Annotated in this window: 20 protein-coding genes; 14 read left to right on the top strand and 6 right to left on the bottom strand. The window is 67.1% G+C overall.

Translation table 11 applies throughout. The annotated features are described in order from the left end of the window. Positions 1 to 29 precede the first annotated feature (29 nt). Entirely contained in the window at positions 30 to 1,862 is a 1,833-nt protein-coding gene (locus tag FB460_RS10990; protein ID WP_142094158.1) for an acyl-CoA dehydrogenase, read from the bottom strand. Between the two features lie 246 nt (positions 1,863 to 2,108). Further along, complete coding sequence (locus FB460_RS10985; protein WP_142094157.1) at positions 2,109 to 2,804, bottom strand: glucosaminidase domain-containing protein; 696 nt, start codon at positions 2,802 to 2,804, stop codon at positions 2,109 to 2,111. Positions 2,805 to 2,958: 154 nt separating this feature from the next. On the opposite strand from FB460_RS10985, the gene FB460_RS10980 reads away from it, so the two are divergent. From FB460_RS10980 to FB460_RS10935, 10 genes are all read left to right on the top strand, one after another. After that, complete coding sequence (locus FB460_RS10980) at positions 2,959 to 3,792, top strand: siderophore-interacting protein (RefSeq protein ID WP_142094156.1); 834 nt, start codon at positions 2,959 to 2,961, stop codon at positions 3,790 to 3,792. Between the two features lie 86 nt (positions 3,793 to 3,878). Continuing rightward, on the top strand, positions 3,879 to 4,673 hold the full coding sequence (locus tag FB460_RS10975) for a PP2C family protein-serine/threonine phosphatase (protein WP_142094155.1): 795 nt from the start codon (positions 3,879 to 3,881) through the stop codon (positions 4,671 to 4,673). After that, the gene (locus FB460_RS10970) at positions 4,670 to 6,178 is read left to right on the top strand and encodes an FHA domain-containing protein (protein ID WP_142094154.1); all 1,509 of its coding nucleotides are present in this window, start codon (positions 4,670 to 4,672) and stop codon (positions 6,176 to 6,178) included. The genes FB460_RS10975 and FB460_RS10970 overlap by 4 nt, the downstream gene beginning before the upstream one ends. 8 nt (positions 6,179 to 6,186) lie before the next feature. Beyond that, positions 6,187 to 7,518 carry an RDD family protein gene (locus FB460_RS10965; protein WP_170210063.1) on the top strand — a complete coding sequence of 444 codons (1,332 nt, stop codon included), beginning with the start codon at positions 6,187 to 6,189 and terminating at the stop codon, positions 7,516 to 7,518. 48 nt (positions 7,519 to 7,566) lie between these two features. Then, positions 7,567 to 8,142: a dCTP deaminase gene (gene dcd, locus FB460_RS10960; protein ID WP_142094152.1), complete on the top strand. Its 576-nt coding sequence runs from the start codon at positions 7,567 to 7,569 to the stop codon at positions 8,140 to 8,142. A gap of 81 nt (positions 8,143 to 8,223) precedes the next feature. Beyond that, positions 8,224 to 9,459: a DUF7847 domain-containing protein gene (locus FB460_RS10955; RefSeq protein WP_142094151.1), complete on the top strand. Its 1,236-nt coding sequence runs from the start codon at positions 8,224 to 8,226 to the stop codon at positions 9,457 to 9,459. Continuing rightward, positions 9,456 to 10,142, top strand: a complete 687-nt coding sequence (locus tag FB460_RS10950; RefSeq protein ID WP_170210062.1) for a DUF4129 domain-containing protein — start codon at positions 9,456 to 9,458, stop codon at positions 10,140 to 10,142. The genes FB460_RS10955 and FB460_RS10950 overlap by 4 nt, the downstream gene beginning before the upstream one ends. Then, positions 10,139 to 11,323, top strand: a complete 1,185-nt coding sequence (locus FB460_RS10945) for a DUF4350 domain-containing protein (RefSeq protein ID WP_142094149.1) — start codon at positions 10,139 to 10,141, stop codon at positions 11,321 to 11,323. The genes FB460_RS10950 and FB460_RS10945 overlap by 4 nt, the downstream gene beginning before the upstream one ends. Then, entirely contained in the window at positions 11,320 to 12,384 is a 1,065-nt protein-coding gene (locus FB460_RS10940; RefSeq protein ID WP_170210061.1) for an AAA family ATPase, read from the top strand. Before FB460_RS10945 ends, FB460_RS10940 begins: the two co-directional genes overlap by 4 nt. An 18-nt stretch (positions 12,385 to 12,402) precedes the next feature. After that, positions 12,403 to 13,692 carry a DUF58 domain-containing protein gene (locus FB460_RS10935; RefSeq protein WP_246044371.1) on the top strand — a complete coding sequence of 430 codons (1,290 nt, stop codon included), beginning with the start codon at positions 12,403 to 12,405 and terminating at the stop codon, positions 13,690 to 13,692. Positions 13,693 to 13,710: 18 nt separating this feature from the next. Here FB460_RS10935 and FB460_RS10930 read toward each other — a convergent pair whose 3' ends face one another. Beyond that, on the bottom strand, positions 13,711 to 14,709 hold the full coding sequence (locus FB460_RS10930; protein WP_246044370.1) for a stage II sporulation protein M: 999 nt from the start codon (positions 14,707 to 14,709) through the stop codon (positions 13,711 to 13,713). Between the two features lie 53 nt (positions 14,710 to 14,762). On the opposite strand from FB460_RS10930, the gene FB460_RS10925 reads away from it, so the two are divergent. Continuing rightward, positions 14,763 to 15,599, top strand: coding sequence for an RDD family protein (locus tag FB460_RS10925; RefSeq protein ID WP_142094146.1), 837 nt, complete (start codon positions 14,763 to 14,765; stop codon positions 15,597 to 15,599). 6 nt (positions 15,600 to 15,605) lie between these two features. Here FB460_RS10925 and FB460_RS10920 read toward each other — a convergent pair whose 3' ends face one another. Next, positions 15,606 to 16,613 carry an acyl-CoA thioester hydrolase/BAAT C-terminal domain-containing protein gene (locus tag FB460_RS10920; RefSeq protein ID WP_142094145.1) on the bottom strand — a complete coding sequence of 336 codons (1,008 nt, stop codon included), beginning with the start codon at positions 16,611 to 16,613 and terminating at the stop codon, positions 15,606 to 15,608. 102 nt (positions 16,614 to 16,715) lie between these two features. Here FB460_RS10920 and FB460_RS10915 point away from each other — a divergent pair, with 102 nt between their 5' ends. The 3 genes from FB460_RS10915 to FB460_RS10905 all read left to right on the top strand — a co-directional run bounded on the left by FB460_RS10915 (position 16,716) and on the right by FB460_RS10905 (position 18,141). Further along, positions 16,716 to 17,012, top strand: a complete 297-nt coding sequence (locus FB460_RS10915; protein WP_142094144.1) for a thiamine-binding protein — start codon at positions 16,716 to 16,718, stop codon at positions 17,010 to 17,012. 77 nt (positions 17,013 to 17,089) lie between these two features. Next, positions 17,090 to 17,764, top strand: coding sequence for a type 1 glutamine amidotransferase (locus FB460_RS10910; RefSeq protein ID WP_170210060.1), 675 nt, complete (start codon positions 17,090 to 17,092; stop codon positions 17,762 to 17,764). Next, the gene (locus FB460_RS10905) at positions 17,761 to 18,141 is read left to right on the top strand and encodes a YchJ family protein (protein ID WP_142094142.1); all 381 of its coding nucleotides are present in this window, start codon (positions 17,761 to 17,763) and stop codon (positions 18,139 to 18,141) included. The genes FB460_RS10910 and FB460_RS10905 overlap by 4 nt, the downstream gene beginning before the upstream one ends. A 3-nt stretch (positions 18,142 to 18,144) precedes the next feature. Here the strand turns inward: FB460_RS10905 and FB460_RS10900 are convergent, their stop codons facing one another. Together FB460_RS10900 and FB460_RS10895 are read right to left on the bottom strand one after the other, a co-directional pair. Next, positions 18,145 to 18,762 carry an IMPACT family protein gene (locus FB460_RS10900; protein ID WP_142094141.1) on the bottom strand — a complete coding sequence of 206 codons (618 nt, stop codon included), beginning with the start codon at positions 18,760 to 18,762 and terminating at the stop codon, positions 18,145 to 18,147. Between the two features lie 101 nt (positions 18,763 to 18,863). Then, positions 18,864 to 20,441, bottom strand: a complete 1,578-nt coding sequence (locus FB460_RS10895) for a hypothetical protein (protein WP_142094140.1) — start codon at positions 20,439 to 20,441, stop codon at positions 18,864 to 18,866. Positions 20,442 to 20,544: the final 103 nt, after the last annotated feature.

The following is a 20,544-nucleotide window of genomic DNA, read 5'->3' as shown; positions in this document are numbered from 1 at the left end:
CGGCGTCTCCCCGTTCGGGGTGGGTTGTCTCAGAAGGCGCTCTCAGGCAGCTCCATGATGTCGGGCGTCTGTGCCTGCGCGATCTTGAGCTCGGAGATCACCTTCGGCAGGTGCGTCTGCGCGAACCACTTGGCCGCTGCGACCTTGCCGCTGTAGAAATCGGTCTCCGTGGTGCCTTCGGCGAGCCGGGCCGACGCCACTTCGCCCGCCCGGAGCATCAGATAGGAGCACACGACGTCGCCGAGGACCATCAGCAGGCGCGAGGTGTTGAGCCCCACCGTGTAGAGGGCCTTGGGGTTGCTGCCCTGGGATTCCTGCAGGTGTCCGAACATCACGCCGAGCATGCCCTGCACGGCCTCGAGTGCCTTCGCCAGCAGCGCCTGCTCGGCCTTGAGTTCTCCGCCCGCCTGCAGGAACGCCTCGATCTCCTCGGCGACTGCGCCGATGGCGACGCCCTGATCCTTCACGATCTTGCGGAAGAAGAGATCCTGGCCCTGGATGGCGGTGGTGCCCTCGTACAGCGTGTCGATCTTCGCGTCGCGCACGTACTGCTCGAGGGGGTAGTCCTGCAGGAAGCCCGAGCCGCCGAAGGTCTGCAGGCTCTCGGTGCCCAGCAGCGTCCACGCCTTCTCGGAGCAGTAGCCCTTGACCACCGGCAGCAGCAGATCGTTGATCTTCTCGGCGAGAGTGTCGTGTTCGGCGCCGGTCTCCTCGGCCCACCAGACGCGGTCCTGGAAGCTCGCGGTGTAGAGCACGAGCATGCGCAGGGCCTCGGCGGTGGCTTTCTGCGTCATGAGTGAGCGGCGCACATCGGGGTGGTGGGTGATCGTGACGCGGGGGGCGTCCTTGCCGGGCGTGAGCAGGTCAGCGCCCTGCACACGCGTCTTGGCGTACTCGAGTGCATTCAGGTAGCCGGTCGACGCCGTGGCCATCGCCTTGGTGCCCACCATCATGCGGGCGTGCTCGATCACCTGGAACATCTGGGCGATGCCGTCGTGGCTCTCCCCCAGGAGATATCCGACGGCGGGCTGACCGTCGCCGAAGGTCACCTCGCATGTGGAGGAGACCTTCAGGCCCATCTTCTTCTCGAGGTTGGTGACGTAGACGCCGTTGCGCTCCTTGAGGTCGCCGGTCTCGAGATCGAACATGTACTTCGGCACGAGGAACAAGGACAGCCCCTTGGTGCCCGGGCCGCCGACTCCCTCGACGCCGACAGGACGAGCGAGCACCAGGTGCATGATGTTCTCGGTCATGTCCTGATCACCCGAGGTGATGAAGCGCTTGACGCCTTCGAGATGCCAGGTGCCGTCCTCCTGCAGGAACGCCTTGGTGCGTCCGGCTCCGACGTCGGAGCCGGCGTCCGGCTCGGTCAGGACCATCGTGGCACCCCACTGGCGGTCGACCATGTGCTGGGCGATCTTCTTGTCCCGCTCGGTGCCGTTGCGGTGCACGACCTGGCCGAACTTGGGGCCGGCGGAGTACATGTAGACCGCCGGGTTGGCGGCCAGGACGAGTTCGATGAGGCCCCAGCGCAGCGACGGCGGGGCGTTCAGGCCTTCCAGCTCGGTGGGCAGCTCGACGCGCCACCACTCGGAGTCCATGTAGGACTTGAAGGCCTTCTTCGTGGAATCGGGGACCGTGATGCTCTTGCTGTCGGGGTCGTATGTCGGGGGGACGCGGTCATCGTCTTCGAATCCGAGTGACACCTTCTCGGTGCAGAGCGTGTCCAGCTCCTTCAGTGCGGTCTCGGCGGTGTCGCGGTCCATGTCTTCTGCGGGACCTGTGCCGAGCAGTTCATCGCGGCCGAGTACTTCGAACAGGTTGAATTCGATATCGCGGACGTTCGACTTGTAGTGGCTCATCTTCACCTCTGCTGACTGGAGCGGATTGACGCTCTGCTGAGTAAGGGGGGCCGCGGCCCCGGCGCATCGGAGCACTGCGTTGTTACCCACTGGTAGCACAGTACGTGTGTCTCGGGGTATCACGCAAGAGGGCCGTCGCAGATGGCCTGGCGGAGACGTCTGGAGATGCACGACGCCCGGCCCCTTCGGGCTTGGATCACAGGGGTGATCCGGTCCGCGAAGAGGCCGGGCGTGCTGGAGTGTGGGTCAGGAGAGCTGACGCTCGGTCGCGCCCTCCTCGGCGTTGGCGACGACGACCGGTTCGGCCGGAGGGGCGGGTGCCTCGGGCGGAGGCCCGGGGACGTTGAACCGGTAGAGGTCGTGTTCGCGCATGGTGCCGATGATGATGTCGGCGTAGGCGGGGTCGGTGGCATAGCCGGCGGCATGCACCTCACGGATGAACTGGTCCGGATCGTGCGAGAAGTTGAACGCATTGGCGTACAGCGGCACGGTGCGCAGGAACTCGCCGTGATCCAGGAACGATGCCTCGGCGGTGGGGTAGGTGCGGAACCCGTCGGTGATCTGCGTCGGCTGGCCGTCGTACACCTCCTGGGTGGGCAGGTGCACACAGCCGGTGGCGTGGTTCGACTCGGAGCACTTGATGCCGAAGTACGCGTTGCCCTGCGTCGTGAGGCCGGAGGTTCCCCAGCCGCTTTCGATGATCGCCTGGGCGATCGTGACCGACGCCGGGACGCCGTACTGTTCCTGTCCGCGTTGGGCGAGGGGTGCCACGGTGTCGATGAACGACTGATGGCTTGAGGCGTCGACCTCATTGGCGTCGGCACGGGGGATGGTCAGCGGAACGCCGATGACCACAGCGGCCATGGCCGCAACAGCGATCAGGACCGAGGCCGGCGTGCGAGGCGTCGAGGAACGGCGAGTCGCCGAGCGGGTTCGGGGCATGGCTGCACTCCTTGGGGGAAGACGAGTGGTGTAACCGCGCTTCAAGCTAGGGCCCCGAGCGGCCGATGTGTGTGAACGAATCGCCGGGGAGGGCCGAATCGGACGATTTCTGGTCACCGCTTGCCATGGGGTTAGGGATGCCTAAGATGGCGGCATGGAGTCAGTGGACAAGAACAAGGCGGTTCCCAAGACCGTGACGGTGCACAGCATCGAACGCCTCGCGCCGGAGATGGTGCGCCTTGTGTTGACCGGTGACGATCTGGATCTCATGCCGGAACTGCCGTGGACCGACCACTACGTGAAGCTCTTCTTCCCGCCCGAGGGTGCTGACTACGGCCATCCGGTCGACCCCGAGCACATTCGCCAGACCCGGCCGCGTGAGCAGTGGCCGGTGTCCCGGACGTACACGATCCGGAAGTTCGATCCCGAGGAGCGTCTGCTCACACTCGACTGCGTCGTCCATGACAACGGTCTCGCCGGACGATGGATGACACAGGCCCAGCCGGGGGACCAGGTCTCCTTCCGTGGTCCCGGTGGTAAGTGGCGGCCGGACCCTTCGGCGTCGACGCTGCTGCTCGCCGGCGACGAGGCGGCCCTTCCCGCGATCGCCCGGGCCATGGAGGAGATGCCCGAATCGACGACCCCGATCGTGTTCTGCGAGGTGGAGGACGCCGAGGGGGAGATCGAGATGCCCGGGCCGGTCACGTGGGTGCATCGACGTGGAGCAGAGCCGGGGCAGGCTCTTGCGCATGCGGTCCGTTGCGCTGACCTGCCGGAGACGTTCGACGCCTTCGTGCACGGTGTGGCCGAGATGGTCCGGGATCTGCGTCGTTTCCTCTTCGTCGAGAGGGGTCTGCCCAAGGATCGGGTCTCGATCTCGGGTTACTGGCGCATCGGTATGACCGAGGACGTCTGGCAGTCCACCAAGAAGGACTTCGTGGCGGCGATGGAGGCCGAGGAACGGGTTCACCGAGCAGCCGACGCCTGAGCCGAGGTGGAGGGCAGCGGGTTCGAAACGGAGATTGACGCGCCGATCACTGAACTCCCGCCGGTGTTTCGGGCTAGGGTGGCGGCGTGAAGCTGCTGCAGTCCATGGGTCTTACGCATCCGGGGACCGTGAAGGACGTCAATGAGGATGCCATCCTGGCCGAGGAACCGGTGTTCGTGGTGGCCGATGGCATCGGTGGTTCGGAGCATGGTGAGTTCGCGAGCCAGACCGTCGTGGAACTGTTCGGGGAACTCGCCCGGCGCGGAGCCCCCAGCACCGATGACGTGGTTGAATGCCTGCAGCAGGCGCACGAAAGTGTCCGCCGGATGCAGCAGGAACGCAGCTGCAATGCCGCAACCACCGCCTGTGGGGCCGTCGCCGTGCGCATGGGTCAGGCGGCCTATTGGGTGATCTTCAACATCGGTGATTCACGGGTCTACCGCATGCAGGGACGCAGCGGGCGTCTGGAGCAGGTCAGCGTCGACCATTCGCATGTGCAGGAACTCGTGGAAGCCGGCCTTCTGGATGAGGCCGACGCCGAGACCCATCCCAACCGCAATGTGGTGACACGCGCGGTGGGGGCCGATGACCAATTCCTCCCCGACTACTGGCTCGCGCCGGTGGTGGCCGGGGACCGGCTGATGATCTGTTCGGACGGTCTCCTGCGCGATTCGGACGAGACGCAGGTGCATGACATCGTGTGTCGTCGGGGAGAAGGGCCGGATGTCATCGCGCATGAGTTGATGACCTTGGCTCTGGAATCGGGTGCCCGAGACAATGTCTCGGTCATCATCGTGGACGTGGCCGATGACGATGACGCCGAGGTGGGGAACACTGAGGCGAGCAATGACCTGACGACTATGCCGGGGAGTAGACGATGAGCGCGGAGATCAGCAAATGGCGAGCCACCTACACGCCTGGGAACTGGGTGGTTCTGGGCGGGCCATCATCACTGGTGGTGATGCAGCCGGCGCCGGCGCGGGCATCGCGCACCATCAACGGTTTCTGGGATGTGATCCGCACCGCCGATTCACTCGATGAGCTGATGCGGTTGTTTGCGCAGTCACGTCTGGATCAGATGCCGAGTTTCGCGACGTTCTTCTGGCACAAGGGCGAGATGCGGTCGATCGTCCGCGGCAAGGTGCAGGTCGTCGACGCCGAGACCGGTCGTGCGCTTGCCGACGGTGAGGGCGTCCAGACATGGTCCGAGACGGGGCTGAAGGACGTGAAGAAGGTCCGTGTGGACATGGAGCCGGTGGATCAGGACGCCGTCCTGCAGCTTCCTCTGGCCACGGGTGTGGTGCTTGCGTCGGCCATCTATCTCGACGGAACACAGCAGATCACGAGTCCGCAGGATCCGGGTGTCGCCGTGGCGTCGGACGCCCCGGCTGAAGAGCCGGCTGCCGCGTCCAAGGGCCAGGAGGCGCAGGAGCAGGAGGACCACCTGACCGACGCCGACCGGCACAAGCTGGATCAGCAGATGGCCGACCTGTTCGGTGGGGCCCCCAAGAAGGATGAGTCCGCTGCACCCACCGGTGCGGGAGCCGGTTCGCCCACGAAGTCGGAGGGCGCAGGTGCGGCAGGTGTCGCGGCGGCTGGAGCTGCTGGAGCTGCGGCTGGCGCCATGGGCGCCGGTGCCGCCGGAGAAGCCGGGTCGTCGGATCCGTTCGACTTCGCCGGACAGCAGTCGGCCCCTCAGCAGCCCGTTTCGCAGCCGTCGGCTCCTCAGCAGCCCGTTTCGCAGCCGTCGGCTCCTCAGCAACCCGCGCCCCAGCAGCAGGGTTTCGGCGGGTCGCCCTTCCAGCGTCCCAACGAACCCGGTGGATTCGGCCAGCAGCCCGGGGGCCCGGCGCAGCCCGGTCAGGGCATGGCGCAGCCCGCTCATCCGCAGAGCCAACCGAGTCCCTTCGCTCCACCACACAGTCAGGCTTCAGCCGGCGGTCAAGGATCGGCCAGCCCGGCCCCTGCCGGTCAGGGGCAGGGTTTTGGCGACCAGCAGACCGAACCGCATGTGGTTCAGGCGCCTTTTGGTCAGCATGGTGCTCCGCGTATCATCCTGCGCCCCACCACCGGTGATCCTGTCGAGGTCGACCGAACGGTTCTGATCGGTCGTTCACCGACCGCGAGCCGCGTCGCCGCCACCGACATCCCCAAGCTGCTCACGGTTCCCAGCCCGAGCCACGACATCAGCCGTACGCACCTCCAGGTGACCGTCGAAGGTGGGGTGGTGCGGGCCACCGACCTCAACTCGACCAACGGCACTGCACTCATCCGCCCCGAGACGAGCACGCAGGAACTCCTGCCGGCCGGTGAGCCGGTCGAGATCCGCCCCGGCTGCGTCCTGTCGCTGGGTGACGGCGTCGAGCTGCACGTCGAGCAGGCCTGACACCGGCAGTGACCCCCTCGTTCACTCCTGCGCCGCTGGGGCCTCGTGCCGTGGCATGGGTTCTTGACCATGCTCTGCCGATGACGCTCGCCCTCGTGGCGGGAATCACCCTCGGCGGCATGTCCGGTGGACTGTCCGCCGCGTCGTTCGTGGTGCTCGTCGTGTGTCTGGTGTTCACCGCCGGATGGGGCATCTACCTGTGGTGGAGCGGTGGGGAACGTGGCGCCACCCCGGGCTTGCGTCTGATGGGGCTGCAGGTCGTCTCGGTCAAGACGGGACGGCCCGTGGGATGGGGCCGGTATCTGGCTCGGATGGTGACGGTTTCGGCGCTCGCAGCGACCGGCGTCGGGTGGCCGCTGATGCTGATCTGGCTCACGGCACACCGGCAGCGTCGAGGCTGGCATGACCTCGTGGCCGAAGCGATCGTGGCACAGCGTCCGCGTATCCGTACGACCTTCGAAAGTCCACGAGCGCCCGGTGGGGGACGCCGCACCGTGCCGTTGCCCGCACATCTGCGGGCGTGGGCACCTCCGGAGGAACCGCGCGAGCAGACAACGGGTGCCCCGATCGAGAACATATCGGGGCCGACTGCGCCGGAATCGTCGATCCCCAGCGCCGCGGGTGGTTATGCCCCCGCCGAGGCGACCGGACCGGTGCCGCCCGATGCCGTCCCCGAACAGGCCTGGGCTCCGCCGACGGCTGATGCCACGGTCCCGCCGCCCTTTGAGGATCAGCAGTGGTCATCCATGTACGCGCAGTCGCCCACCGGCGATCACGGTGCGTCGACCCGGCCGCCCCGGCAACAGCCGGAGCAGCAGCGTTCCATTCCGCCGCAACCACCGGTGCAGCTCGGTCCTCCTGCGGAGGACCCGGACCGCACATCCCTGCGTCCGACACAGGATGATCCCGATGTGACGGCTCTGCGCCCCCAGGCCGGCGAGGATCTGGATCGGACCTCGCTGCGATCGGAGATGGGTGCTCCTGCCGTGCCCGCCCAGCCGCCCCCGCCGAAGTGGCAGATCGTTCTCGAGGACGGACGCATCATTCCGCTCGACAAGGCCGCGATCCTCGGGCGACGTCCGTCCCAGCCGCCGGGCAAGCTGGTGCATCTGGTGACGGTGGAGGACACCACCAAGACGCTGTCGAAGTCACACATCCGCGTCGATGCCGACGACGACTCCCCGTTCGTCACCGATCTTGGGTCCACGAACGGATCAGCTCTTGTCACCTCGACCGGGCAGGTGGACCTGCGTCCCCAGCAGCCGCGTCGCATTCCGGGGGGCCAGGTCGTGAAGTTCGGGGAACAGCGGTTCACCGTGGAGCGCACCCAGCGACGCTGACCGGTCTCGGCGGCGTCGATCCCGGCCGGGGTGCGGTAGCCTGCGCACATGCTTCTGTCGGATCGCGACATCAACGCCGGCCTTGATTCCGGCCGGATCGGCCTCGACCCCCTGGACCGCGAGATGGTCCAGCCCGCCAGCGTCGACGTACGTATCGACCGTTTCTTCCGGGTGTTCGAGAACCACCGGTACCCCAATATCGACCCCTCCGCCGAGCAGGCTGAGCTGACACGCATGATCGAGGTCCAGGCGGACGAGGCGTTCGTGCTGCATCCCGGCGAGTTCGTGCTCGCCTCCACCTTCGAGGTGGTGACGCTGGGGCAGGACGTCGCGGCGCGGCTGGAGGGCAAGTCCTCGCTGGGGCGTCTTGGCCTGTTGACGCATTCGACCGCCGGATTCATCGACCCCGGTTTCTCCGGTCACGTGACGCTCGAACTGTCGAACGTGGCGACGCTGCCCATCAAGCTCTGGCCGGGCATGAAGGTGGGGCAGTTGTGCTTCTTCCAGCTGAGTTCACCGGTCGAGAACGCCTATGGTTCGGCCAAGTACGGATCGCGCTACCAGAATCAGCGTGGGCCGACACCGAGCCGCTCGCACCTGAACTTCCACCGGACCGAGGTCTGAGTTCGCGGACGCTCGCCCGAACCCGCCGTCGAGACGCCCCGAACAGCGTTTAGGGTGGCGTGGCATCTGTGAGGAGGTTCGATGAGTCACCCGTATGGTTCGTGGCAGCAACCGCAACAGCCGCAGCAACCGCAACAGCCGCAGCAACCGCAACAGCCGCAGCAACCACAACAGCCACAGCAACCACAATGGGGCTCGGCGCAAGGTGCTCGTCCTCCTCAGCCCGGTGGGCCGTTCCCTCCACACGCCGGCTCGGCGCTGCCCCAGGGACTGCCGTCGGCCGCGTTGATGCAGCCCGGGGTGGTGCCTTTGCGTCCGTTGAACCTCGGGGACGTGCTCGGCGGAGCGATGCAGATGTACCGCTTCAATCCCCGCGCGATGTTGCTGGTCCCCATGCTGTTGATCGGGGGACTGGCCCTGGCGCTTGCTCCGGCGGTCTACTTCCTCGATCCTGAAGGCTTTGCCTTCGACTCCGGGGCCATCACCAACCGGGCCGAGATGGGGCAGGCTTTCGCGACGCTGGCGGGCGTCATGCTTCCGGGGCTGCTGACAGCATTCGTCTCACCGATGGTGAGCACGGCGACGCACGGTGGTGCGATCGGCCTGCGGACCGGCCCCTTCGCGTATCTGCGCACCATCATCGGCCGCGGTCTGGTGGGGATCGTGGTGGGTTTGCTGGTGTACGTGATCATGGTGGTCGTCCTCGGTATCGCTGTCGGTGTGGTTGTCCTGACTCACATCGCAGGGGACAGCACCGCACTGACCGTGGCGGTCGGAATCGTCATGGGGATCCTGGCGATGGCCGCGATCATCACGGTCTCCACGTGGATGTTGTTCGCGCCCTACGTGGTCTACCGCGAGGGCGTGGGGCCGATCACGGCGATGCGCCGGTCGTATCGACTCGTCCGGCACGCCTTCTGGAGGACGCTGGGGATCTACTTCCTGCTCAACATCATCGGGAACATCATCAGCTCGGTGTTGTCCTATGTCATCCACATCCCCGCCACGGTGGTGGCTGCGGTCGGTGAGATGGCAGGGCTCCAGGTGGCAAGCACCGTGTTGGTCACGGGCATCGGCTATGCATTGCTGACCCCGCTGCTCGCTGCAGGTGTGACGATGTTGTATCTCGATCGCCGTATCCGCACCGAGGGCTTTGACGTCGAGTTGGGGCGGCAGGCCCAGCAGGTGGCGGCCGATCCCGCGTCGGAGCAATGGCTCACCAGCCCAGCACCTTCAAGTCCAGCACCTCCAAATCCAGCGCCTCCAAGTCCAGCACCTCCAAATATGGGGCAGGCGCCTTGGGGGCAGGGACGATGACCGTGCCCGTTGAACCGGACGCCGACACCGCGCGGCGTTGGCTGGAGGACGAGCTTGCCAAAGCCGATTACTCCGATCTCACGTTGTTGCAGCGCCTGAACGAGTGGTTCCAGCGTCTGTGGAGTGGCGTCGATCCGGAGGCTGCGGCCCGGGGTCTGGGGAGTGTCATCGTCACCGTGTTGATCGCCGGCGCGTTGGCGCTGTTGTTGTGGATCCTGGTCCGGTGGCGACGCCGACACCGCCTCGAGCGCGGGATCACGGAGGCCGAAGCGCCCCAGGTTGCCACGGTGGGTGATCTGGTGGATCCCGCTGAGCACCGAAGGCGTGCGCAGGAGGCACTCGCGGACGGTCGTTTCGACGAAGCCGTCGTGGAGCGGTTTCGCGCCGTGGTGGCTGTTCTGGTCGAACGTGATTGGGTCATCGCCACTGCCGGACTGACTTCGCAGGAGGCGGCCGACGCCGCGTCGGTGACACTGCCCGAACTCGCCGCGGACCTGCGTCGGGCCGCGAACCTGTTCGATCATGCCCGTTACGGCCATGGGCTTGCCGGTGTGCGGGAGTTGGGGACCGAAGACGTCGATGTCATCGCCGCGCTCGATGAACGCGTGTCGGTCTCCCGTGAGCATGAGGCCGACTCGGTCTCCCGTGAGCATGGGGCTGAGCCCATGGGTGCGAGCCGGTGAGCGTCACCACCGAGGCGACCGATGGGCACCGCGAGGAGGCGTCCGCCGGGTCGAGGGGACGCCGCCGGTTTCCCAAGTGGCTTTGGTGGCTGCTCGGGATCATCGTGCTCACCGTCGGGCTGTCACTGCTGGCTGCGCAGGCAGGCCGGAACGCCTCGAGAGAACCCTGGCATCCGAACAACGCGATGCCGGAGGGAAGCCGGGCCGTCGACGAGGTGCTGACGGCACAGGGTGTGCGGAGCCGCACGGTCACCACTCGGGCCGAGATGCGTAGACTCGACCCCGGGCCGGATACGACCGTCGTGGTGGACGCCCGTGGTTTCGATGTGGATGCTTTGCAGGACATCAGCCCCGATCTCCAGCGGGCCGGCCGTGTGATCCTTGCAGAACCGGGGCATCCGCAGTTGATCGCATTGGACCTGCCGGTGCAGACCAACGGCAACACGTCCGGGGTGCCCCGGGCCGAATGTGTAACCGACCTGTTGCCGGATCCCGCACCGGTGTGGGCCGTGACCGGTGCCACGACGTACAGGCCCGAGGGGAACTGGGTGGGCTGCTACGGACCCACCGGTCAGGCCGGACTGGTCACCGGAACGTGGGGTGGAACAGAAATGGTGGTGCTCGGGGACTTCGATTTCGCCACCAACGGTGAAGTTCTGCATGGCGACAACGCGCAGATGGCGTTGCGGCTGCTGGGTGCCCACGAGAACCTCGTCTGGTATTTCCCCGACGCCACGGATGTCCCGGCGAGCGATGAGCCCGGCGACACCGATCAGCCCAGCGTGATGCCGCCTTGGTTCGGCCCGGTTCTGGGCCTGTCCTTCGGCGTCGTCGCGGTGTTCATGGTGGCCGGTGGACGCCGATTCGGGCCCCTGAGCCGAGAGCCCCTGCCGGTGGTGGTGTCGGCGGCGGAGAGCACGATCGCGCGAGCGCGGCTCCTGCGCAGGCATGGCACCATCGGGCATTCGGCCGAACGGTTGCGTCAGGCCACGTGCCGACGCCTGTGTCGACGCATCGGTCTGCCCTCGGGGGCCTCACCCGAGCGTCTCGCCGAGCGACTGCGCATCACCCATCCCCAGGCCGTCGACCTCCTGACCGGCCCCTTGCCCACGACCGAACGAACGGCCCTGGAATGGGTCGAACAACTCCAGCAGCTCGAACGAGAGGTGTCCCTGCGATGACTAAACCGACGAACTCCCCGGCGATGAATTCCCAGGCGATGAATCCCCCGTCGCGCGCGGCCCGGGGTGATGAGGGCCCCGGTGGCTCCGACACCACCCGCGATGCGTCCCGAGCCGCCGCGTGGGATGCGCTGCAGGCCGTTCGCGGTGAGGTCGCCAAGGCCGTGGTGGGTCAGGAGAGAGCCGTCGATGCCCTGCTCATCGGCCTGCTGGCCCGCGGTCACGTGCTGTTGGAAGGCGTTCCCGGAACGGCCAAGACGCTGCTGGTGCGGTCCTTGGCCAAGGCGTTGTCGGTGGAGACCCGACGCATCCAGTTCACCGCCGACATGATGCCCGGCGATGTCACCGGTTCGCTGGTCTATGACTCCCAGACCAGCGAGTTCGAGTTCCGCCCCGGCCCGGTGTTCTCCAATCTCGTGTTGGCCGACGAGATCAACCGGACGCCCCCCAAGACGCAGGCCGCCCTGTTGGAGGCCATGGAGGAGCGTCAGGTGACCACCGACGGCGTCACCCGAGCACTTCCCGATCCCTTCCTGGTGGCGGCCACGCAGAACCCCATCGAGTTCGAGGGCACCTATCCGCTGCCCGAGGCACAGTTGGACCGTTTCCTGCTCAAGGCGGATGTGGATCTGCCGCCGCGTGATGCCGAGATCGCCATCGTCGAGCGTCATGCGCACGGGTTCAACCCCCACGATCTCGATGCCGCCGGGCTGCAGGGTGTGGCGTCGGCGGAGGATCTGCGCGTCGCGGCGGATTCGGTGGCGCGGGTCCAACTCGGGCGCGAGGTCGCGGCCTACCTGGTGGATCTGGCGCGGGCGACGCGGCACGCCCCATCGGTGCTGGCCGGCGTCAGCCCCCGTGCGACCACGGCCCTGCTGCGCGCGGCCAAGGCCCGCGCGTGGCTCACCGGACGTGAATTCATCACCCCCGACGATGTGAAGGAACTCGCGCCGATGGCCTGGGCACACCGGATCGCTCTGCGTCCCGAGGCGGAGCTGGAAGGGGTCGGGGTCCAGCAGGTTCTGGGTGCGGCACTCGAATCCGTGCTCGTTCCGCGCTGAGTCGGCATGTTCTGGACGATGCGTGCCGTGGTTCTCACGGCGCTCGGCCTGCCCCTGGTGATGCTGTGGCCGAACGGCTGGGTGGTGGTGCTGTGGCTGCTGCTCGTGGTGCTGCTGGCGATGCTCGATGTGATGGTGGCTCCGAGCACGAAGGGTGTGGAGGCATCGCGGGGCCCGATCTCGCCGATCCGATTCGGTGAGACCGCCAAGAGTGTCGTCACGCTGACCAACACCGGGCGTCGCAGGCGTCTTCGGGTGCGTGACGTGTGGCAGCCTCTGGCCGGGGCCAACAGCTCACCGGTGAAGGTGCGCCTGGACGCCTTCGGGTCGGCGACGCTCACGACCACGCTGACGCCGCGCCGTCGGGGAACGGTCAGGACACATCGGCTGGTGATCCGGTCTGTCGGTCCTCTCGGGCTCGGTGGGCGCCAAGGCGCACGGGAGCTCCCCGGTGAGGTCACGGTGCTGCCGGCCTTTCCGTCGCGTCGGGTGCTGCCGAGCCGATTGACCAGACTGCGGGAACTCGATGGCCGCTCCGCGGTGCGGACGCGAGGGCAGGGCACCGAGTTCGATTCGCTGCGTGACTACGTGCGCGGTGACGATGTGCGCAGTATCGACTGGCGTGCGTCGGCGCGTCATCAGGATCTCGTGGTGCGCACCTGGCAGCCCGAGCGGGACAGGCACGTGGTCATTGCTCTTGATTCGGGCCGTCTGGCGGCCGGACGCGTCGGTGATCGTCCTCGTCTGGATTCCTCGATGGACGCGGCGCTCCTGCTCGCTGCGCTGGCTTCCCGTGCGGGGGACCGCATCACGTTCGTCTCACTCGATCGCAGCGTGCACACCACCGTTCGCCCCGAGGCGCGGCGCGTCGTGGCGGACCTCAGCAGCGCCATGGCGTCGATCCAACCCGGTCTGGAGGTGACCGACTGGTCCCTGCTGCTTCCCCACCTGCAGCGTGATGCGCTGGTGGTGCTGCTCACATCGTTGGAGGCTGATCCGACCATGGAGGATCTGGTGCCCTTCGTGGCGGTGGTCGGGCGTCGGCACCGGGTTGTGGTGGCGTCGGTGGCCGATCCGGCGGTGGAGGACATCGCACGGCGGGGACTGCTCGACGACGAACCCGATGACGGTATGGACATGGATCGTTTCCATGCGATGGCTGCGGCCGAGGGCGGCCGACTCCGCACCGAACTCGCTCGTGACGGTCTGGTCCGGGCAGGGGCGACGGTGCTGGATCAACCACCGGATCGGATTCCCACCGCGCTCGTCGATCACTACCTGTGGCTCAAGAGCGAAGGGCTTCTGTGACGGGGTCTGTTGGCGTGTTCAGGCCTTCGTGATCTCGAGGGATCCGCGGCGGACCGCGTCCTCCACATCGCCGACGTTGCCGGAGCCACGGGCTGCGCGTCCGAGCGTCCACACGTAGACGAAGAAGGCGATCTCGGCGGCGACGCCGATGCCGACGCGGACGGCGGTGGGCAGGGGAGACGGCGTCACGAACGCCTCGATGACGCCGGTGACCGCGAGGACGACTGCAATACCGAGGACGACCGAGATCGAGGCGCGCCCGGCCTTGGCGAAGGCGCTGGCGCGTGGCAGATCGCCGGGCTGCACCCACGACCAGAAGATACGCAGGCCGACCCCGGCCGCCACGAACACCGCCGTCAGTTCAAGCAGGCCGTGGGGCGTGATGAGGCCGAAGAACACGTCGGCGCGACCGTGATGGATCATGATCGACCCGGTCAGGGCGGTGTTGATCGCGTTGTTCAGAAGGATGTAGATCACCGGGAAGCCGAGGAAGCCCAGCGCTATGGCCTGGGCGGACAACCACGCATTGTTCGTCCAGACCCGGAGCGCGAAATCGGTGGCGGCGTACTCGGAGTAGTAGTTCTCGAAGTCGCTGTGCACCAGCGAATCGATCTCGGCCGGTGAGAGCAGCGAGCTTTCGATCTGTGGGTTCTGCAGGTAGTAGAACGTCATCACGGCCATGAGGGCGAAACTCGCGATCGTGGTCACCAGCCACCACCTGCGCATGTCGTACAGGGCGCCGGGGAAGTCGTGGGTGAAGAACCGGGCCAGGGCCACGAGGGTGGGGCGGCGAGGCGTCAACGCTCGGCGGCGGGCTTTCCCCAGCGTGCCGGAGAGCCATTCGACCATGGATGGCGACATCATCTGGCCGCGCAGGGCCGCCAGGTGCATGCCGGTGCGTTGGTAGAGGGTCATGAGCCGTTCGGCGTCCTCGGGCCCGAGATGACGCTCGGTGGCCAGCTGTTCGAGCTCGACCCACTCCTGATGGTGTTGCCGTGCGAATGCCTGCGTGTCCACGGGCGCCAGAGTAGCGGCCATGGGGCGGAACGGGAGCGGTTAGGGTGGCGTCCATGACGACCGCCTCTGCCCCGCGCATGTCGCCCCCCAGCATGATGGGCGCGTCCTGGGCCAAAGAGCGAGGGCCGGTCACCGGTGACGCCGTGGAGCTCGTCCTGCCTCCTGCACCGATCGGATCGAGAATCCTCTCCGGCCTCCTCGACGTGGTCTGCATCTACGTGTGGGTGGTCGCGTTGTTGGTGCTTCTTCTCCGTATCGGAGAGGGGTGGAGCTCGGCTCTCGCGGCTGCGGTCGGGGTGGGCCTTGTCGTCTTCGCCTTCGTGGTGTGGCCGACGGGCTTCGAGACGATCAGTGGCGGACGTTCACCCGGCAAGATCGCCCTGGGCCTGCGGTCGGTGCGTCTGGATGGTGGCCCCATCCAGTTCCAGCATGCTCTGGCCCGGGCCCTGTTCGCCTTCCCGGAGATCCACCTGTTCAGCGGTGTTCCGGCGCTGACATCGGCGGCGATGTCATCCAAGCATCAGCGGATGGGGGACCGATTGGCCGGCACCGTGGTGATCCAGGAGCGGATCAAGTGGGAGATCCCCCAGCCACCCGACATGCCGCCACATCTGGCGGATTGGGCCGCGGCTGCTGACCTGGGACGGATCCCGGAGATCTGGTTGCACTGGAGTTCGGAGATCCTCACGCGGCAGGACATGTATCCGGCTGCGCGCGAGTCGGCGCTGCACGACATGGTCGTCGGGATAGCGCCCTGGGTGATGCCACCCCCGCCGCCGGCGTCGGATGAGGAGATCATCTCCGCAGTGCTGGCCGAGCGGAATCGACGTGCGGTACGTATCGAGCAGAAGCGGGCCGATCTCCGGCGTCGACTCGTGGGAGAGGCCTGAGGCTCGTCAGCCCAGTTCGGCGTCGAGGAAGTCCAAGACCTTCGGCCAGGCATCGGTGCGCGCGGCGGCGATCCCCTGGGGTGTGCCGCCCATCTGGGTGAGTTTCCTGTCCTCGGCTTCCTGCGCGGTGATCGGTGGTCCGCTGATGAGGTGTCCGGCGTCCGGATAGGCGAGGACCTCGATGACCGGACCGTCGTGGGTCTCACTGCGTTCCTGTGCGGCCCGGGCCATCGGGCATCCGGGCCACAGGGTGTCGTCTTCACCGCAGACCAACAGCATGCCCGCCTCGGACTCCTCGACGGGGATCTCCGCCTCGGGGTGCTGGGGAAGGGTGTCGAGAGACATCTGGTAGAACTCGGCCGTGGTGCCGCCACGGAACTCGTCGGTGTACGGCAGGAAGGGAACCGGCTGGCCGCCTTCGCTCCAGGTGGAGCCCATGCCCATCATCTTCCAGGGGTGACGCATGTCGATTCCCGGCCACACGACATGGGAGGGGACGTAGCCGACTGCCGCCCTGATCCGTGGGTCCCGCGACGCCATCAGCAGCGTCGCTTCACCGCCCTTGGAGACGCCGAGCATGCCGATACGTTCAGGATCGACCTCGGGGTGGGCACTGAGCCAATCGAGGGCCGTGGTGAAGGACTCGAGGGGAAGTTCCTCCATCCGCTCGGGCTGATCCTCGGCGCCCCAGTAGGACAGGACCAGGGTGGTGTGGCCGGCATCGCGGATCTCGCGGGCCATCTCGTCCATGAACGGGTTCAGCCCGCCCTCCGATCCGCCGATCAGCAGAACCGCGGAATGGGGGCCTGCTCCTTCTGCGGGGTAGTGGTTGGCCAGCATGCCGTCGTCGGTGACGCGCTCGCCGCCCGGACCGGGCTCGACGACCTCGATCTTCGGCGCCCACGGCGTCGTCACGTAGAGCACTCCGCCGACCACCACGAGAGCCAGCATGATGGCGCCCAGAACCTTGAGGACGGTACGTACTCGACGACGAGGTCTGGAATCGCTGGTCACATGTTCACCATCTCATGTCGTGCTCGGAGACATGTCGAGCGTTCCGGAGAGACCGACGCGTGAACGGTGGACCTCGACGGCGACCGAACGCACAATGGAGACATGCTCGTAGCGTTCTCCGTGGCCCCCAGTGGCCCCGAATCCATGCATGAGGCCGTCGCGGCAGCGGTGAAGGTCGTCCGTGAATCCGGCCTGCCCAACCACACCGACGCGATGTTCACCACCATCGAAGGCGAGTGGGATGAAGTGATGGACGTCGTCAAACGCGCCACCGAAGCCGTCGGAGAGTACGGCAACCGCGTCTCGCTGGTCCTGAAGGCCGACATCCGCCCCGGACACACCGGGGAACTCACCGGCAAGGTGGAACGCGTGGAGGCCGTGCTCGACGGATCGTCCTGAGCCGGGGATGCCTGCTGCCTGACAGGTGCCCGCCTGACAGGTGCCCGGATGCAGGCATGGCCGATAGGCTCGGGCCCATGCGAGCGGTTGTGTACCACGACGCGGATGCCGTTGAAGAGCCCGGCGGCCTGATCGGACGCTACCTGCGAGCCACCGGATGGGATGTGGTTCCGGTGGTCCGTGCCGCTGAACTCCCCGAATCGGAACGCCCCATGGAGTTGTCGGTCCACATGGGCTCGGACGCCCTGCCCTGCGACCCGGCCTGCGCAGAACTCGTCGACCCCGAGCGACGTGCCATGCGTGCCGCCCTGGACGCCGGTGTGCCCGTGCTCGGCGTCTGCTTCGGTGCCCAACTCTTGGCTGAGGTGCTCGGTGGCGAGACGGGGGAGGCGCCGATCGCCGAATACGGCCTCCACACCCATGTTTCGGCCGACGACCTCTGCCCTCCGGGCCCCTGGGTGCAGTCGCATCGACACACCTTCACCGTGCCTGCGGGCGCACGCGAGTTGGGGCATTCGGCGGCAGGCCCTCAGGGGCTGGCGTGGGAGGGCACCGCGCGGGCCCTGGGCTGGCAGTTCCATCCCGAGGTGCTGCCGGAGACCATCCGACGCTGGGGGCGTGAGGGTGAGCAGTGGCGATCCCACGCGGACGATGTCGTCGCGGCGCTGCTGGACGAGAAGGCCGAGCTCGCCGAGCGCTCCGGGAGACTCATCGCCGACGCGGTCACCTGGCTCACCGGAGCCGACGCATGATCTGCCCGTGCGGTGAGGGGGACTACGCCACCTGCTGCCAGCCGTACCATCTCGGAACACGCTGGCCCGAGACGCCGGTGAAGCTCATGCGCGCCCGCTACTCGGCCTTCGCCAAGGACCAGAACGACTTCGTGTTCAAGACGTGGCATCCGCGCACACGCCCACAGGACCCCGGGGTGCTGGGCGTCGAATGGACCGGTCTGGAGATCCTCGCCACCCGAGGCGCTGCGCTCGATGGTGACGGGGACGAGGGTGGCGTCGAGTTCCGGGCGCATTTCCGGGTGAATGGGGAGAACCTCGTGCTCCATGAGCGTTCGCGGTTCACCAAACGGGCCCGACGCTGGTTCTACCTCGATGGGCAGGTCATCGGCGACTGAACGTCAGTCCCGGCGCACCCATCGGTGACCGATGTGTTGTGGCTCCACGTCATGCTGCAGGAGCTCAGAGACCATTGCCCCCAGATGATGCCCGTCATGGCTGAGCAGGTGCAGCGTCACCGCAGCGTCGTAGATGTGGTCGACGACCTCCACGCCGTCGGTTCGCAGGGCCGACTCGACCCGGCCCGCGTCGGCATGGGGCACGGTGATCGCCCACTCGTCGGTCAGCGTCATCGTCCTCGGCGTGGCGACGTCGATGGCGGCGCGCACCGCCTCCGAATAGGCCCGAACCAGACCACCGGCACCCAGCAGCGTCCCGCCGAACCAGCGGGTGACCACCGCGACCACGTCGGTCAGTCCTGATCCTCGGAGAACATCGAGCATGGGAGCGCCTGCGGTTCCGGAGGGCTCACCGTCATCGCTGGAACGCTCCACGCGGCCCTCGGGCCCGAGGATGAATGCGGAGCAGTGGTGGCGGGCGTCCCAGAACTCCTTGCGCGCCTGCTCCACCGCTCGACGGGCGTCATCCTCGGTCTCGACCGGCGTCAGGTCACACCTGAAGCGTGACCGCTTCTCCTCGATCTGCGCGGTCACCGCAGTGGTGATCGTTCGATACTCCATGGGCGCTCCTGAAGGTTCTCCACGCCGGACCGTGCGGGAGCACGGTCGGTTCCATGTGGGGTGAGCGTACGACGCTCGCCGAGTGCTGGTGAGTCCGACCGTCAGCGTCCGGCCGTCACTCGAATCAGCAATGCACTGCCTCCATCGATGACATCGGGCATCTCGGTGGCGGGGGAGAGTGGCGTCATATCCACCGATCGTGAGCCGAGGTCCTCGCCGGTCAGGAGTGACCCCTGGATGGTCCCGTCGCCGAGGCCGTTCAGATCGAGGGGCCGGGGGCGCCCGGGCTTGTCCATGTTCACCACGACGAGGTCGGTGCCGTCCTCGTGATCCACGGCGTAGGCGAAGACCTTGCTGCTGCCGGTGACCTTCACCTGCTTCATCGTGCCTTCCGGAACCTGCCCGGCGAACAGCAGCGCGAGGTAGTTGCTGCGGCCCTTGAGGTCTTCGCTGGGTTCCTTCCGCTCTCGATCGCAGACCACACTCATGGGAGGGCCGCCCTTGCACGGTTGCAGTGCTGAGTGCATGTTCATGCGCTGGACACCGTGACGGGCGCCGTTGAAGGTGTAATCCACGGCCCACAGGCCCTGGGCGAGGGTGCGCGAGGTCTCGTTCGTGCCGGGGCAGGAGGTGGGGCCGGTCTCGTCGACGAACAGCGGGAGGTCGTACGAACTCGCGACCTTCTTGGCCTTGGTGAAGGTCGCGGAGGCCTTCTGATGGACGGCCGTCGAGGTCATGTTCTCGACAGTCGGGGCGAACCGGCGGTCACCACCACTCTTCCGGTCCGGGCAGGACCACAGCGGATACCAGTGCTGCGTCATCGCCACGGTGCCCGGCAGGTCCGCGTCCCCGAATGCACGCCACCATTGCGCGTCGTATGCCCCGGGCCCCATCACCCCCAACCCGGGCGTCTCCTTCTCGACGGCCTTCTGGACGCGCCGTGCCTCACCGACCCAATCTGATGGGCCATAACCGGCATCGCGCAGTTGGAGTTCGGGCTGGTTCGGATGGTGGTAGCCGTTGGGCTCATTGCCGAAAGCCACTGCGATCAGCCGCTCGCCCCAGGCCTTGCGGGCGTGGGCGGCCATGTCGGCGGCACGATCGGGATCCACGTGGCCGAGCGGCAGCACGAGCGTCACCGTGGCATCGACCTCATCGAGGAACCGTCCGACGCGCTCCAGGTCTTTCGGTGTCACCGTGGCCTTCGCCCAACTCGGTGCCTTCTCGCCGCTGGAGGTCCACCAGACCCGGCGATCCACCGAGTTGCCGCCGAAGCGCAGCGAGGGTTCGTCCAGCGAGCCGATGAGCAGATCCAGACTCGACTCACCCGGCTCCCAACGGGGGTCTGCCAGGTCGGACGCCTCGAACGAGAGCCCGACGTTCGTGCTGCGCCACGTGGCCTTGGTGTTCTTCCCGACGCTCACCGTCACCGGTTTGCCCTTGCCGGTCGCGTCGACCTCGAAATCCTCGGCTTCGGGCCCCAAGCCGGGGGCATGATCCTCCAGCTCCGGTGGCTCCGGCGTCGGCGAAGGAGTGGGCGACGCCGACGTGGGTGTGGGAGAGGGGGTCGACGGTGGGTCGGGGGTGATGACACCGCAGGCGGTTGCGGTGCTGGTGACGACCAGAGCAGCGACCACCGTCAGGAACCGTCTGGCACGGGAGCATGCAGGGAAAGACACGCCCCCATTCCAGCAGGCTGGGTGAACCCGATCACAACCGAGCCGCACAGAAGGTTCCTGTGGGGATGTCGACGGCGGGTCAGCGATCAGTTCGGGCAGGCGA

The sequence above is a fragment of the Propioniferax innocua genome (assembly GCF_006716235.1).
Classification (GTDB): Bacteria; Actinomycetota; Actinomycetes; order Propionibacteriales; family Propionibacteriaceae; genus Propioniferax; species Propioniferax innocua.
This window is presented reverse-complemented; position numbering and strand designations above follow the sequence as displayed.